The organism is Nitrincola sp. A-D6, assembly GCF_000764495.1.
Taxonomy (GTDB): Bacteria; Pseudomonadota; Gammaproteobacteria; order Pseudomonadales; family Balneatricaceae; genus Nitrincola.
Map to the genome: position 1 here is coordinate 59,624 of NZ_JRLB01000024.1, position 14,814 is coordinate 74,437.

15 protein-coding genes and 2 pseudogenes are annotated in these 14,814 nt (G+C 47.0%); 16 read left to right on the top strand and 1 reads right to left on the bottom strand.

All coding sequences use genetic code 11. From position 1 onward, the window contains the following. Positions 1-10: 10 nt before the first annotated feature. Positions 11-624: pseudogene (gene betI, locus LH51_RS04865) on the bottom strand (transcriptional regulator BetI). A 168-nt stretch (positions 625-792) separates the two neighbouring features. Here betI and LH51_RS04870 point away from each other — a divergent pair. The 16 genes and pseudogenes from LH51_RS04870 (at position 793) to LH51_RS04935 (ending at position 14,634) form a co-directional block, all read left to right on the top strand. Beyond that, positions 793-1,356 carry a DJ-1/PfpI family protein gene (locus LH51_RS04870; RefSeq protein WP_036520295.1) on the top strand — a complete coding sequence of 188 codons (564 nt, stop codon included), beginning with the start codon at positions 793-795 and terminating at the stop codon, positions 1,354-1,356. A 24-nt stretch (positions 1,357-1,380) separates the two neighbouring features. Then, positions 1,381-1,734, top strand: coding sequence for a ribbon-helix-helix domain-containing protein (locus LH51_RS04875; RefSeq protein WP_036520296.1), 354 nt, complete (start codon positions 1,381-1,383; stop codon positions 1,732-1,734). A 240-nt stretch (positions 1,735-1,974) separates the two neighbouring features. Beyond that, on the top strand, positions 1,975-2,238 hold the full coding sequence (locus LH51_RS20410; RefSeq protein ID WP_144244180.1) for a hypothetical protein: 264 nt from the start codon (positions 1,975-1,977) through the stop codon (positions 2,236-2,238). A gap of 53 nt (positions 2,239-2,291) precedes the next feature. Next, the gene (locus LH51_RS04880; protein ID WP_036520298.1) at positions 2,292-3,353 is read left to right on the top strand and encodes a carboxysome shell carbonic anhydrase domain-containg protein; all 1,062 of its coding nucleotides are present in this window, start codon (positions 2,292-2,294) and stop codon (positions 3,351-3,353) included. Positions 3,354-3,473: 120 nt separating this feature from the next. Beyond that, on the top strand, positions 3,474-3,788 hold the full coding sequence (locus LH51_RS04885) for a type II toxin-antitoxin system HigB family toxin (protein ID WP_036520301.1): 315 nt from the start codon (positions 3,474-3,476) through the stop codon (positions 3,786-3,788). Further along, the gene (locus tag LH51_RS04890) at positions 3,785-4,213 is read left to right on the top strand and encodes a helix-turn-helix domain-containing protein (RefSeq protein WP_036520306.1); all 429 of its coding nucleotides are present in this window, start codon (positions 3,785-3,787) and stop codon (positions 4,211-4,213) included. Before LH51_RS04885 ends, LH51_RS04890 begins: the two co-directional genes overlap by 4 nt. Before the next feature lie 133 nt (positions 4,214-4,346). Then, a complete protein-coding gene (gene hsdR / locus LH51_RS04895) occupies positions 4,347-7,271 on the top strand; it encodes a type I restriction-modification system endonuclease (protein WP_235263525.1) in 2,925 nt (974 codons plus the stop codon). Continuing rightward, positions 7,268-7,867, top strand: a complete 600-nt coding sequence (locus LH51_RS22185; RefSeq protein WP_235263526.1) for a type I restriction-modification enzyme R subunit C-terminal domain-containing protein — start codon at positions 7,268-7,270, stop codon at positions 7,865-7,867. The genes hsdR and LH51_RS22185 overlap by 4 nt, the downstream gene beginning before the upstream one ends. 109 nt (positions 7,868-7,976) lie before the next feature. Continuing rightward, positions 7,977-9,056 carry a Fic family protein gene (locus LH51_RS04900; RefSeq protein ID WP_036520309.1) on the top strand — a complete coding sequence of 360 codons (1,080 nt, stop codon included), beginning with the start codon at positions 7,977-7,979 and terminating at the stop codon, positions 9,054-9,056. Positions 9,057-9,082: 26 nt separating this feature from the next. Then, positions 9,083-10,647: pseudogene (locus LH51_RS04905) on the top strand (N-6 DNA methylase). Positions 10,648-10,753: 106 nt separating this feature from the next. After that, positions 10,754-11,152: a restriction endonuclease subunit S gene (locus LH51_RS19855; protein WP_081960664.1), complete on the top strand. Its 399-nt coding sequence runs from the start codon at positions 10,754-10,756 to the stop codon at positions 11,150-11,152. Between the two features lie 47 nt (positions 11,153-11,199). Next, positions 11,200-12,033: a restriction endonuclease subunit S gene (locus LH51_RS04915; protein WP_200881872.1), complete on the top strand. Its 834-nt coding sequence runs from the start codon at positions 11,200-11,202 to the stop codon at positions 12,031-12,033. 79 nt (positions 12,034-12,112) lie between these two features. After that, positions 12,113-12,625, top strand: coding sequence for a hypothetical protein (locus LH51_RS04920; RefSeq protein ID WP_036520312.1), 513 nt, complete (start codon positions 12,113-12,115; stop codon positions 12,623-12,625). Next, positions 12,615-12,977 (top strand): hypothetical protein, encoded by a 363-nt coding sequence (locus LH51_RS18825; RefSeq protein ID WP_052063449.1) that lies wholly within the window; start codon positions 12,615-12,617, stop codon positions 12,975-12,977. The genes LH51_RS04920 and LH51_RS18825 overlap by 11 nt, the downstream gene beginning before the upstream one ends. Before the next feature lies 1 nt (position 12,978). After that, entirely contained in the window at positions 12,979-13,656 is a 678-nt protein-coding gene (locus tag LH51_RS04930; protein WP_052063450.1) for a hypothetical protein, read from the top strand. 81 nt (positions 13,657-13,737) lie between these two features. Further along, positions 13,738-14,634, top strand: a complete 897-nt coding sequence (locus LH51_RS04935) for a viperin family antiviral radical SAM protein (protein ID WP_052063451.1) — start codon at positions 13,738-13,740, stop codon at positions 14,632-14,634. Positions 14,635-14,814 lie beyond the last annotated feature (180 nt).

Here is a 14,814-nt window from a genome sequence, read left to right on the forward strand (position 1 = left end):
AATAGGTACCTTAATCTGTAGCGTTTAAAGAGGGTGATGTACCTGGCTGGAGGCAGCCCAGGGCAAACTGCTTGCACAGCCTTTCGCCTGCAGCAAAGCTTTCCTGCGGGTCCAGGCTTAAGGCACTGCGCAGCCAGAAGCCATCGATCATGGCGGCGGTCTGTCGTGCGGCTTCTGTCGCAGCTTGTTTCGGTAGTCGCAGGGCAAACGCATAGCGTAAATTACTGTAAAGACGTGCATTGTTGATCTGCTGCAGGCGCTTGAGCCTGGCTCGTGCATGGAACGCGCCCAAAAGCTTAACCAGGTTCTGGCCGCCAGGTCAGAGCGTTGAAAATCGGTGAAGTTAGCTTCAATAATACTGGTCAGACGCTGTTCTGGTGAGCTGTCCGAGCTTTTTATCCGTGCACGGAAATCCTGTCCCAACTGCTCCAGCAGGTAGCGCAGTGCCGCTTCAATCAAGCCCTGCTTGCCACCAAAATAGTGACTGATAATCCCCGATGACATACCCGCCCGGCGACTGATGGTAATAATAGTCGTGTTCTGTAATCCCAGTTCAGCAATGGACTCCAGCGTGGCCTGAATCAGTTGCTGTTTGCGGGTGTCTTTGACGCCGACGATAGGCATATTTTTCCTTGATTGAACGTTCAATTAACAAAAGACTACCGAAAAACCTATCCAGGTTCAACCCAGAAGGTGGTTTAAAAATGTGCAGGTAGTATTCCGGTAATACCCTGAACGCATCTAACTGTGAGAAATTTGATACTGGGTTATAACAATTAAAGGAGACCCCAGATGAGCAAGAAAATATTGATGATTACCGGTGATTACACCGAAGATTATGAAACCATGGTGCCCTTTCAAACGCTGCAGGCGTTTGGTCATCAGGTTGATGCGGTCTGCCCTGACAAAAAAGCCGGTGACAGTATCGCTACGGCGATTCACGATTTTGAAGGCGATCAGACCTATAGTGAAAAACCCGGTCACCGCTTTACCCTGAATGCCAGCTTCAGCGAGATTCAGGCTAGTGATTACGATGCCCTGGTCATCCCGGGTGGTCGTGCTCCGGAATATCTGCGCCTGAACCCAGAAGTAATCAGCATGGTTCAGCACTTTTTTGAAGCTGACAAGCCAGTGGCGGCTATCTGTCATGGTGCACAATTGCTGGCAGCTGCTAAAGTGTTAAAAGGCAGACGCTGTTCTGCCTATCCAGCCTGCAGTCCTGAAGTGGAAGCCAGTGGTGGTGAATATGCTGACATTCCGGTGGATTCAGCCGTGACTGATGGCAAGCTGGTGACAGCACCGGCCTGGCCTGCGCATCCGGACTGGCTGGCGCAGTTCCAGAAGCTGTTGCAATAATGTCGTACTGAAGAGGAGAGGGGTATGTGCCGATTATTCATCAATGCCGATCCGGCTTTATGGAAAAGCTGCACGCATTCATTGCGTATTGATGGCATGGTCACCAGTGTGCGGATGGAAAACTATTTCTGGAAGCTGCTGGAAGAGATCGCCCAGCGTGATGGTATGCAAACCCCTCAACTCATCACCCGGCTTTATCATGAATCGATTGATGCCGGGCATGATCTGGGCAATTTCACTTCGTTTTTGCGGGTCTGTGCGTTGCGCTATCTGACCTTGCAGCTTCAGGGTGAAATCCCCGTCAATCTTGAGATCCCGATTGCATCCCTGGATGCCGAGCAGATACTGCAGCAGGAACGGCAACCCAGACGCCACTGATGTCATAATTAATTTCACATCTCTTCACTCATATCGATGGGATGGTTTAGGGCTAATGGGCCGGATCTGTCTGACACGCCGTAAACCCATCCCTGGGGCTCCGGTGCGCCATCCCTGGCGCACAGGGTCAGTCAGATCCGATCCCATCAGCCCTCTTCAATTTTGGTGCTAGCGTAAAGTTGGTTTCAAATCGGTATTAGCGCAAAATTCCCGCCATACGAGAGTTTGGATCTTCATTCTGTGCTCTATGCCTTGGCCATGTTGCCTAACCCGTTCCATCCAATAGTTGGACTGGCACAGAGGTTCAGCGGGGTGGTGGTATCGCTTTGGGGTGACCGTCTGGCGCCATGGATGGCGACAGTCGAGCGTGTCATGGATGACGAAAGCGGGTCACACCAAAGCGATACCACCACCCAGCATAGCACCTGCCAAGTGCGTGCTGTTAGCGAGGTTGCTAATCTACAAATAGAGTCAGATATATCGAAAAGCTCTGCGTTACGTTAGCATAAAGCCAGGCATTCAGGCCTGATGGCTCACAGCAACGGAGAATAAGAACCATGCCGACTGCGATACATTCCGCACCTATTGACCAGCGTATTGAGTGGCTGATGGAACTTAGCCGTACTCACTCAGCACTTTATTGCGACCCTGAAAACTCACTGGCACGGCAGCGTTATCTGGCTGAACATCCTACCCGTATAATTGCCTTGAAGTGCATGGACGGGCGCATCCATTTGCCCTATGCCACCAAAACACCCTTAGGTATTGTAAGCCCCTTCCGTAATCTGGGCGGCATTTTTGACCTGGGCTGGCCTTATATGGGTGACCTGCTGGAGAGTCAGGTGATGGAAGCCATCCAGCAGGGGCATCGGGTACTCATCATTATTACCTATCACTTTTCCAAAGGTGACCGCTCGCGCGGCTGTGCCGGTTTCAACTGTGACAAAGATGCCGCCATGGCACATGCACACCAAATTCGTGAGCAGGTTGAGGCGATTTTCGGGCATGGACACAAAACGGTGTACCCCCTGGTGTGTGGTTTTGAAACTGACGAAGATGCCCTGATTTTGCACAGCAGTGAAGGTGAGTCGCTTGATCTCTCCACACTAAAACCGGATGACCTGGATAGCTTGCCAGTGAAGCTGGAAGGTTTCTTTACCGATATGCCCGCTCAGATACGCCATGACCTGCTCCCGCTGGTCGAAGGGAACTTGCGCCATATCGATGAAATGCGTCAGCTGCAGCGCGATCTGGATATTGAACACCGCGAGTGGATGATCTGTGTCGGACGCGGCTTTGATTTCCTGCATGTGCCTAATGTGGCGCTGATCATCGGCCCTTACAGCCCGGATCTGTCCGACCCTATCATCAAAGCTGCCGGTATTATCCGTGCTAATATGGCGCAAGGCCGGATACCCGATGATGGTTTCTTGCTGCTGTCCTCGGCGCCCTATGATGAAGTCGGTCCGGATCAGGCGCGTGCTGAATTGAAAGCCCGTTTCATGGCAGATTTTGCTGCCAATGTGATCCGTGAAGCGCAACCGGCACTGGCTGAAAAAATGCTGATTCGTACAGCTTCCTTGCACTGGCCTACGCGGCGGTTGGAGTTGATAGGGTGAAGCTTCGACAAAGCGCCTGGTTGTGTTTGAAGTAGTAGGCCCAATTATGTAGCTTAAGGTACTATGTTGACTTATTGGCAACAGGCTTCTATTATTGTCAATAAGTCAACAGGAGTGACCATGCATATTATTTCAAAGCGCCCGTTTAACGATGCGGCCAAAGCCCATCCCAACCAAAAACAAGCCCTTGAAGATCTCTATCGGGTGCTTCGTAAAAGTGAGTTTGGTACGCCGGAGGCGATGCGGCAGGTGTTCCAGTCATTAGATAATTTCAAATATAAGGATAAATGGTGGGTGCTTGATGTGGGAGGCAATCATCTCCGTATTATTGCCTTTATTCAATTCGTTAATAACCGCATATATGTGAAACATATAGTTACCCATGCAGAGTACGATAAAATTTGTAAACGATATGCCAAAGGAGAACTTTTATGACTGCTGTAGCGTTTAAAGAGGCCTGTTACAGCTTCGCCGAAGCAGCGGCTCCCTATGCCTCCATTAAGGATGATGCACACTATGAGGAGGCTCTGGCGTTGATTGAAAGCCTGTTGGAAGAAGCTGATGACTCCCCCAATGACCCACTCAATGCCATCATCGAACTGCTCAGCCACGCCATCGAAATCTACGAAAACTGTGATGAAGAGCTGGCCACCTTTAAACAACGCGCTTTGGAGAAACCTGCCGACCTGTCCATGCTGCGCTTGCTCATGACACAACACCAGCTTGGCACCGCCGACCTCCCCGAGATTGGCTCTAAGTCCATGGTATCCCGAGTACTGTCTGGCGAACGCAGCCTGAACAAAAAACACATTGCTGCACTGTCCCAGCGTTTTAACATAGATCCGGGGCTTTTCTTTTAAGATAGCCCTAAGAGAAGCCTATTGGTAAGAGTGAATTTTATCCTATAGTGGGGCTAGATAGTGAATTCTCAGGCATATTAGGTTAACTTGTTGATTGTCTAATGAACCTGCCATGAAAAGGAGATTCGAGCCTATGGTTTCACCTGATTCTGCAAGCAACTTTGGATTTCTGTCTGAGCACGATCCTTTGTTTGCGGAACTGGCTGTTGCGGCTGAACGCGCATTTGTCAGCGACCCAAACACAACGCTGATCAAGTTGCGCCAATTAGGTGAAGCCTTGGCTCAGCATATGGCTGTGCTAGCCAATATTCCATTTGACGAGCAGAGTACTCAAGCCGACCTGCTGTATAAAATCAGTCGTGAATACAAGCTCGAACCTGTAGTGCGAGAGCTGTTTCATACCCTGCGCATCGAAGGCAATAAGGCTACCCATCGGTTCAGAACCCAGCATAAAGAGGCGATTCAAGGCTTGAAAGTGGCCCGGCAATTGTCGATCTGGTTTCATCAGACTTTTGGTAAAGCAGGTACAGAGTTTCAACCGGATGCGTTTGTGCCACTCCCTGATCCGAGTGAGCAGTTACGAGCGCTGCAAGCTGAAATCACGCAACTGAAGCATGATTTGCAACATGCTAGTGTGGAGTTGGATTCCAGCCAGCAACTGAATGACTTAATCGCCAAAGAAAAGTCAGAATATGAAGCCTTAGCGCTGGCCATGGATGAAGAGTCACGAGCTCTGGCTGCACAAGCGAGTCAACATGAGCAGGCCTTGGCTCAGCAGCAAAATGAATACGAGCAGAAAATAAAAGCCTTGCAAGCGCAGTTGGCTGATCAGGATGAAAAAACACAGACCAGGCAACGCCAGCAGCTTAACCGCAAAGCACAAGCGGCCACTCAGCATATTGTCCTTGATGAAGCCCTGACCCGTATCCTGATTGATCAACAGCTGAATGAAGCAGGTTGGCAGGCAGATACGGATGTTCTGACTTACCCAAAAGGGGTTCGTCCAGAGAAGGGTAAAAACATCGCCATTGCAGAATGGCCAACTCAACTTCAGGGTGAGAAAGGACGCGCAGATTATGTGTTGTTTGTTGGTCTGACACCTATCGCGGTGGTTGAAGCGAAAAAAGAAAACACCAATGTTGCCGGTAAAATTCCCCAGGCAGAGCGCTATAGTAAAGGTTTCAGTGTCGCACAACCCTTGCAGGGTGCATGGGAACTGGCTGGTATGACAGTTGCCTGGCCAGATGAAGAAGAGGGTCACTACAAAGTACCCTTCGTCTACTCCTGCAATGGTCGCCCCTACGTCGCTCAGTTGGCTGAGCAGTCCGGTACCTGGTTTCGTGATGTTCGCAGTGTATCCAATACTCGCCGTGCGTTACAAAACTTCCACACACCTGAAGGTTTGCTGGACCTGCTGAAACGTAGTAAAAACATGGCTCAGCAACAACTCCAACAAGAGCCGTTTGGTTATTTAAAGCTACGTGACTATCAGCAAAAGGCGATTCATGCCGTTGAGAGTACTTTGGCTAAAGAAGTGCGCTCAGCCCTGCTGGCCATGGCAACAGGCACGGGTAAAACGCGCACTATTATTGGCTTGATGTACCGTTTTTTAAAAGCTGAACGCTTCAAACGTATTCTATTCCTGGTGGATCGAACTGCCTTGGGTCAGCAAGCGATTGATGCCTTCAACGAAGCACCGTTGGAACAAAATCACACCCTGTCGAAAATCTACAATGTCGCCGAGCTGGGTGACATGGCAGCCGAAGCGGAAACTCGTGTGCAGGTGGCTACCGTACAAGCAATGGTTAAGCGCATTTTTATGAGCGACAGCCCGCCACCGGTAGATCAGTTCGACTGTATTATTATCGATGAAGCCCACCGGGGTTACACTCTTGATCAGGAAATGACCGAAGGCGAGTTGGCTACGCGTGACACCAGCCAATACCTCTCCAGTTATCGCCGTGTGCTGGACTACTTTGATGCGGTTAAAATCGGTTTAACCGCAACTCCCGCCAAACACACCAGTGAGATTTTCGGTAAACCGGTTTATACCTATTCCTACCGTGAAGCCGTAGCGGACGATTGGCTGATAGATCATGAACCACCGATTCGCTATGTCACGCTACTATCACAACAGGGTATTCACTTCACCAAGGGTGAAACCGTCAGTGCTATTAATACCCAGACTGGTGAGGTGGAAACAGCTGAGTTGGATGATGAGCTGAATTTTGAAGTGGATGCCTTCAACCGTCGCGTCATTAATGAAAACTTTAATCGTGTTATCTGTCAGCAACTGGTGCAGGAGCTGGATCCCTTTGGGGATGAAAAGGCGCTGATTTTCTGTGCCACTGACCTGCATGCCGATATGGTTAAGCGGCTACTGGATGAAGCATTTAAAGATCTATATAACGGCGAATACAATCAAGCGGCTGTCGCAAAAATCACCGGACAGAGTGACAAGGTTGAACAACTGATTCGCCAGTATAAAAATGAGCCTTACCCCAATATTGCCATCACCGTTGACTTGCTCACTACGGGGATCGATGTGCCGAAAATCTGTCATCTGGTATTTCTACGCCGGGTTAAATCACGCATTTTGTTCGAACAGATGATTGGGCGTGCCACTCGCCGTTGTGATGATATAGGTAAAACGGTGTTCCGTATTTACGACCCCGTGGATATCTACGCCGCTTTGAGTGATGTCAACACCATGAAACCACTGGTGAAAGATCCCAATATCACCTTGGAACAGTTAGTGGAGGAGCTGACAGACCCATCCCAGCTCGAACGTGCGCTCAATGCGCCGGGTGATACACCTGAGCAAAGTCACGCAGATGTAGTGCTAAGCCAGCTTAGTCAGAAAGTGATGCGGGTATTGCGTAAGGCAGAGAAGAAAGCCCAAGATAAACCGGCCATTAAACAAAAGCTGGATGAATTACAGGAACTCTGGGGTATTGAGCCCAAAAGTCTGCACACCCATTTGCACCAATTAGGGCCGCAGCAAGCTGCGGCATTTATCACGCGTCATGCAGGGCTAGTTAACCAACTTGCGAGGTGAATAACCTGCTTGGCAGTGAATACCAGCCAATCATTTCCGAACATGACGATGAAATCCGTGAACGTACCCAGAGCTATGGTTTACATCAGAAACCGCAAGATTACCTCGATAGTTTCAATGAGTTTATACGGCAACAGCTAAACCAAAGTGCAGCTCTGGGCGTTGTCGTGAATAAACCGCGCGACCTTACCCGTGAGCAACTTAAAGAGATCAAGCTGCTGCTGGATGCAGCGGGTTACTCCGAAGTTAAACTGCAAAGCGCGGTGCGCAACCAAACCAACCAGGATATCGCCGCCAGCATCATCGGCCATATTCGTCGTGCTGCACTGGGCGAGCCGTTGATTCCGTTTGAACAACGGGTTGATCAAGCCATGCAACGTATTTACCAGAGTCAAAACTGGCTACCAGCGCAGCGCAAATGGTTGGAACGACTGGCAAAACAACTGGTGCATGAAGTGATTATTGACCGTGAATTCGTCAACAGTCGTTTTTCCGAGCAGGGCGGTGCAAAACAACTGGATCGTGTGTTAGCCAATCAGCTCGACAGCGTTCTGGATGAACTCTGTGAGGCGATTTGGCCACCCATGAGCGCGTAACCTGTCGATAAAAACAAAAAAATCTATACATGTTGTAGTTAACATGTATAATTTTTTGAGTTTTTTATACATATAAGCGTGCATTTATAGAGAAAAGGAAGAAATCTATATGTCACATACCTTGCCGATGTTGCCACTGCCCAATATTGAACAATGGGAAACGCGGGCTGTGCTGAAAAGAACCGCTGAGGCACACCGCTACCTGGCTGAGCTTAAAGGCTTGGCGGCTAGCATTCCCAATGAAGCCATACTTATCAATACACTGTCATTACAGGAAGCAAAAGACAGCTCCGCAGTTGAAAATATTGTCACTACCCATGATGCACTTTATAAGGCCGATTTATTTGAAGATACCCTCATCCAGCCAGCCACTAAGGAAGTGCAGGATTATGCGATTGCGCTGAAACAAGCATTCGCTACCGTTCGGCGCACTAAGCTCATTCGATTGAGTGATATTCTCACCGTACAGCAGCATTTAGAACATAATCATGCAGGCCTACGCTGCTTACCGGGTACTGAACTCAAAAATACCCACACAGGTGAAGTTGTGTATACCCCGCCACAACATGCCGATGACATCGCTGTGTTGATGGATAATCTAGTAAATTATATCAATGATGATAGCCTGTGTGATGCTGATCCATTGGTCAAAATGGCACTCATCCATCATCAATTTGAAAGCATACACCCTTTTTACGATGGCAATGGCCGAACAGGGCGTATTCTGAATATATTGTATTTGGTTATCAAGGATCTATTGAATCTGCCAATCCTCTATTTAAGCCGCTATATCATTCATCATAGGGCGGATTATTATGCTCAACTGCAAAATGTTCGCCAAAGTGATCACTGGGAGCCCTGGCTGCTGTATATGCTAGATGGCATTATCGATACCGCACAGAATACTATTTCATTGATTACGCAGATTAAAGTACTGATGGATGATGTTAAACAGCGTATGCGTACACAGCTGCCTAAAATTTATCGTCAGGACTTGTTGAACAACCTGTTTTATCACCCTTACACAAAAATCGACTTTTTGGTGCAAGACCTGGGCGTCACGCGTATTACGGCCACCAAATACCTTGAACAACTGGTGGAGAATGGCTTTCTGGAAAAACAGAAAGTGGGTCGGGGTAACTACTACATAAACCAGCCACTCTGCACGCTACTGATGGCGCACAGCTAATACTGATATCAAATACTGAGACAAGCATGACCCACAATGACATCGTACAAAAACTCTGGAACCTCTGTGACGTATTGCGTGATGATGGCATCAACTACAGTGATTACGTGACCGAGTTGGTGCTGCTGCTGTTTATCAAAATGGTGCATGAGAACACTGAAGCCGGAACGCTAAAAAGACATCCGCTACCGCAAGGTTGTCGCTGGACGGACATTAACAATAAATCCGGTATCAATCTGCTGAATGACTACAAACGCATCTTGTTAAGCCTGTCGACAGACAAAGATGCCGAGGGTGAGGTGGTGCATGACGACCCACTGATCAGCGCCATCTATGCTGATGCACAAACCCGACTGCGTGAACCGCGCCATTTAGAGCAGATGATCAAAACCCTGGATCAGATTGACTGGTTCAGTGCCGCTAAGGATGGTTTGGGTGATCTGTATGAGGGCTTGCTGGAAAAGAATGCCAGCGAAACCAAATCCGGAGCAGGCCAGTACTTCACTCCCAGAGCGTTGATAAACTCCATGGTGCGTTGTATCAAGCCACAACCCGGTGAAGTGATACAGGACCTGCTGCTGGCACGGCCGGATTCCTGGTCGCAGCCGATCAGTATATGCGTGAGCAGACCGACGACTATCTTGATCTGTCTGCGCTGCGGGCAGCCTTTCAGAAGAGTAAAGCTTTCATCGGCATAGAACTGGTACCCAATACCCGCCGCTTGGCACTGATGAACTGCTTGCTGCATGGCATGGAAGGTGACGACGAAGGTGTAGTGCATCTGGGCAATGCGCTGGGTGATGCGGGTAAATCGCTAAAATCGGCCGATATCATCCTCGCCAACCCGCCGTTTGGCACCAGTAAGGGCGGCGAGGCCAGCAACACCCGGGATGACCTTACCTATAAAACCAGCAACAAACAGCTGGCATTTTTACAGCACATTTACCGTAACCTGAAACCTGGTGGTCGTGCCGCCGTGGTCTTGCCGGATAATGTGCTGTTTGAAGCCGGTGTTGGCACCGATGTGCGTCGCGACCTGTTGGACAAGTGTAACCTGCACACCATCCTGCGCCTGCCCACGGGTATTTTCTATGCCCAGGGCGTGAAAACTAACGTGCTGTTTTTCACCAAAGGCAGTGCCAACGACAAACACCAGCAAGAAAACTGTACTGAAAATGTCTGGGTCTACGACCTGCGTACCAATATGCCCAATTTTGGTAAACGCACTCCCTTTGGTGATCAACACTTAAAACCGTTTGAATCTGTTTATGGTGATGATGCGAATGGCTTGAGTCAGCGCTCTGAAGGTGAATACAGCTTCAATGCCGAAAAGGTAGAAGTAGCCGAAGCGGAAGAAAACCAAGGCATAGACGAACGCCTGGCACACAGCCGCTGGCGCTGCTTTAGCCGCGATTGGATTCGTGATACCAAAGGTGACTCACTGGATATTTCATGGCTGAAAGACAAAGACAGCGTCGATGCCGCCAACCTGCCTGAGCCTGATGTGCTGGCCAGGGAAGCCAAAGTGGAACTGGAAGCGGCGCTTAGTGAGCTAGATGGATTGTTAGCGTCTTTGGGAGGAAATGCGTGATGGGTTTACGCATTTATATAGCATCTGAGCAGTCGAATTTTGTCACTCAAATCACTAAGGGGTTTATAGGTGCTTACGGAATTTGCAAAAGAGTTGGGGGTGAGGGGTGAACGAGGATGTTTTGCCAGATGGATGGTATAGAACAAACTTAGGCTCAATCATTGAACTCAAGTATGGTAAGTCATTGCCTGCCAAAAGTAGAGATGGTGGTGAGTACCCGGTGTATGGTTCGAATGGTATTGTTGGTAGCCACTCTACCCCATTAATTGACCATGGTGGTATAATCGTTGGACGCAAAGGTTCATTTGGAGAAGTTCAAATTTCTGATGTTCCATTTTATCCGATAGATACAACTTATTATGTGGATAAATTTTATTATCAACCAATAAAGTATTGGTTTTATTTTTTTAAAAATCTTCCTCTAACTCAGCTAAATAGATCAACTGCGATACCTGGGTTAAACAGGATGATGCATATGAGCAAAGTCTTGATCTTCCTCCATTAGCCGAACAAAAAATCATCGCTGATAAACTCGACACCCTACTTACCCAGGTGAAAACCACCAAGTCGCGCCTTGAACGCATCCCTGAAGTTCTAAAAACATTTCGTCAATCCGTCCTCGCCGCTGCTGTGAGTGGGAAGTTGACGGAAGAATGGCGGGGAAATATCGAAGCAAGCTGGACCAAATCAATTTTAGCTAATGTATGTCGGAGCGTATCGGATGGTGACCATCAAGCTCCCCCAAAGGCCGATGCTGGTATCCCATTTTTAGTTATTTCTAACGTAAGTAATGGTGAAGTCGACTTTGATTCCGTGAGTAGATGGGTTCCAGAAGATTACTACGAGTCTCTAAAGAATATTAGAAAGGCAGAAATAAATGATATTCTGTATACAGTAACAGGATCTTTCGGAATTCCGGTTGTAGTTAAGTCATCGGCTCCATTCTGCTTTCAGCGGCACATCGCGATAATTAAGCCTGATCATACCAGTGTTGATTACAGATATCTTTACTATTACTTGGCTTCACCCGAGGTTTTTAAACATGCTGACTCAGTAGCAACAGGGACTGCACAAAAAACGGTATCACTCACCCATTTACGCAACTTTAGTATTTCATTACCTACGCTTGAAGAGCAGGCCGAAATCGTCCGCCGTGTGGAAGCGTTTTTTGCCTTTGCCGACTCCATCGAGCAAAAAGTCTCTGCTGCGCTGACCCGTGTCAACAACCTCACTCAATCTATTCTCGCCAAAGCCTTTCGCGGAGAATTGACTGCCGAGTGGCGTGCAGCCAATCCTGACCTGATCGGCGGTGAGAACTCGGCTGAAAAGTTGCTGATGAAAATTCAAGCTAGTCGTCAAGTAAAACAGCAAAGGCCTAAAAAATAATGTCTGTGCTTTTTCCGTTTTAGTCGTGTGGATTACAAGGAGTTTAAATTGATTGCTATAAAGAAAAGAATGACTGTTGATGAGTTTGTTGGTTTGGGGCTTTATGGTATTTAAAGCAATATTTTTTATGTTGTGTGTGCTTATTATAGCTGTATCAGTTTTATTTATTCCAGAAGTATATTTTCCGAACCAAACAGGCTGGAATGACCTCAGTAATATGGAGTTATTTTTTTTGGCTTGTTGGATTTATTTGACAGTTCGGTATGCTTTAAAGGTAAAAAAATATTCTGCTAGTGTTTTAAGAGCAATATACCGTTATATTATCTATTTTGGTGCTCATTCAATGGTGTTTTTATCTATGACTGGACTTGTTTTCATTGGTGACCCTGATGAAGGTCAGTTATTTCTGGATATGTATCAAGAATATTTTGATTTGGCATATGTGATTACATTGCTTGTTTTGATTTTTTCTATAGTTCCGAAAGGAAAGTATGGTGCTGTTGAAGCTAAAGTAGAGCAGGCAGGTAGCTCAAAAGTAAATTCAAAAAATGAACATGACGAAGTGACAGAGGGAAGTCATAATGCAGGTTAAAGCTTTTATTTTTTTACTGATTACTATTGTTTCAGTAGGGTCTTCAAATACTAGTGCACGTGGCGACTTTAGTAACCCGGATGCAGAATTTTTAATAACAGCCTGTAAAGCTGTGTCTGAAATTTATAATGCACATGATGAAAAGCGCTTTCTAGCCAGTCAGCGGACCTCGCTTTCTGATGCGATGCGAGCAGGCTATTGTTTGGGTGCAATAGAGCATTATCAATGTGGAGGTTGGTCCAAGTACTCACTATTCGAAGCAGCCAGGCGTATTGCTGCACTCGATATTGAAAACCGTCAAAACAGGCAAACACGCATGGATCGTATACTGGAGCAGGGAGTCTGTAGATAGAATGCATCAGAAAATACCTCAACTGATACGTGATCTATTTCAAATCCAGGCCGCTGAAGACAGTAGCTTACTTAAAAATAAAGCGATGTCTTTTGTTCGAAACGGGCTGATCACCACTGAAACTGAGCAAGGTGTACAGAGAGAACAGCATTTTATTACCAATGAGCAGGGGCGTGTACAATTGTACAATGTGTTGCTGCTCAGTGCGTTTTTTCCTGATACCAAGCTGGTTAAGGATATTTTCAGTGATATTGATGTTCGTAGGCGGTGTGCTGATGAGATCCGATCTCTTTTTCTCGAACGTCAGTCCCTGTTAGGTATCACGCTCACAAAACCTGCTACTCACCAGCTTGTTGAAAGCCTGTCAGCTGTAGAGACTTTTGATCTTACGCAAAGCATGTTACCAAATCCTTTTGAAACCCTGCCGCAATTGGCGCTGGGTAAAAACATCCCCTTGATGCAAGCACTGCTTGCTCAGTCTGCATCTTTAGATTCATATGATTCACTCTTGTCAGCCTACCTTAGGGAGGATTGGGAGGAAGCAGCAAAACTGTGTGAACAATTGGAAAGCCTTGGCTCATTACCAGAAAGTTGTTATTCGTTGGTCGAAACGATTAAGGCTCGATATCAGGAAGCTCAGGAATTCGATGATCTGATCGATCTCTTTAAGCAACGTTAAAAAAATTTCAAATAATGCTTGTTAGTGCAGTGCACTGTTTGAACCTCTCTCCTGCAACATTTATCAATGGAGAGAGATCAAATGAGTATTCCTACACAAGAGTTAGTTATCAATTTTCACATGACAGAAGTGTGCAACTACCGCTGCACATACTGTTACGCAAAATGGAACGATAACCAGTTCCGAAATGAGCTGCATCTTCAACCAGGTCAGGTTGAGCAGTTGTTGTCATCTTTGGCTGACTTTTTTCTGTCAGCAAATCCATTTAAACAAGAGTTTCCATATCAAACCGTACGTATTAACTTTGCCGGTGGCGAACCTATGGTCCTTGGTAAGCAGTTTATCAATGCTTTAGATACAGCCAAAGCATTGGGTTTCCGTACTTCAATTATTACGAATGGGCATTTTCTCACGCCCGATATGCTTCAACAGTCTTCATCAAAACTGGATATGCTTGGCATTAGCTTTGATACGGCTGATGAATTGATTGCACAATCGATTGGACGTGCTGACCGTCGTGGCCATTGGCTTAATGCAAATCAACTAGTCCGCATTGCCAATACCTATCGTCAACTTAACTCAAAAGGTCAGTTGAAAATTAACACGGTGGTTAATCCATTTAATTGGTATGAAAACATGTCTTCACTGATTGCTCAAGTGCAACCAGATAAATGGAAATTACTTAGGGTATTACCCGTGCATGATGTGCGGCAGGTAATTACGAGTGAGCAATACCAGGCTTATGTTGATCGTCATGCACCTCATGTATCTAACTTAATTGCTGAAGATAATGATGCTATGTGGGCTTCGTATTTGATGATTAATCCACAGGGACGTTTCTATCAGAATAACGGTCCTGAAAAAGGGCATTTGCTTAGCGATCCTATCTTGAAGGCTGGGGTGGAACAGGCTTTCTCTCAGATTCCTTTTGATTTTCATGCTTTTGCCAATCGTTATACACATGGGGTGAAATCATGAATAGAAAAAAATATTCAAAAAATAAGCAGATCAATGCGTTGGTTAGGGAGATGCTCAAGCAGGGCTATATCTATAAGCGAGGGGTAAACACGGCAAGATTATTTCTCCTGATGGTAAAGTAAAAGTCACGGTGCCCGGTACACCCAGTGATTGGCGTGCATCAAACAGTTTTGGGCGTGT

What these genes read in the sequence shown, in the direction of transcription:
- LH51_RS04870 (WP_036520295.1), top strand. Translation starts at nt 793, where the DNA reads ATGAGCAAGAAAATATTGATGATTACCGGTGATTACACCGAAGATTAT.
- LH51_RS04875 (WP_036520296.1), top strand. Translation starts at nt 1,381, where the DNA reads ATGTGCCGATTATTCATCAATGCCGATCCGGCTTTATGGAAAAGCTGC.
- LH51_RS04880 (WP_036520298.1), top strand. Translation starts at nt 2,292, where the DNA reads ATGCCGACTGCGATACATTCCGCACCTATTGACCAGCGTATTGAGTGG.
- LH51_RS04885 (WP_036520301.1), top strand. Translation starts at nt 3,474, where the DNA reads ATGCATATTATTTCAAAGCGCCCGTTTAACGATGCGGCCAAAGCCCAT.
- LH51_RS04890 (WP_036520306.1), top strand. Translation starts at nt 3,785, where the DNA reads ATGACTGCTGTAGCGTTTAAAGAGGCCTGTTACAGCTTCGCCGAAGCA.
- hsdR (WP_235263525.1), top strand. Translation starts at nt 4,347, where the DNA reads ATGGTTTCACCTGATTCTGCAAGCAACTTTGGATTTCTGTCTGAGCAC.
- LH51_RS04900 (WP_036520309.1), top strand. Translation starts at nt 7,977, where the DNA reads ATGTCACATACCTTGCCGATGTTGCCACTGCCCAATATTGAACAATGG.
- LH51_RS04920 (WP_036520312.1), top strand. Translation starts at nt 12,113, where the DNA reads ATGAGTTTGTTGGTTTGGGGCTTTATGGTATTTAAAGCAATATTTTTT.
- LH51_RS18825 (WP_052063449.1), top strand. Translation starts at nt 12,615, where the DNA reads ATGCAGGTTAAAGCTTTTATTTTTTTACTGATTACTATTGTTTCAGTA.
- LH51_RS04930 (WP_052063450.1), top strand. Translation starts at nt 12,979, where the DNA reads ATGCATCAGAAAATACCTCAACTGATACGTGATCTATTTCAAATCCAG.
- LH51_RS04935 (WP_052063451.1), top strand. Translation starts at nt 13,738, where the DNA reads ATGAGTATTCCTACACAAGAGTTAGTTATCAATTTTCACATGACAGAA.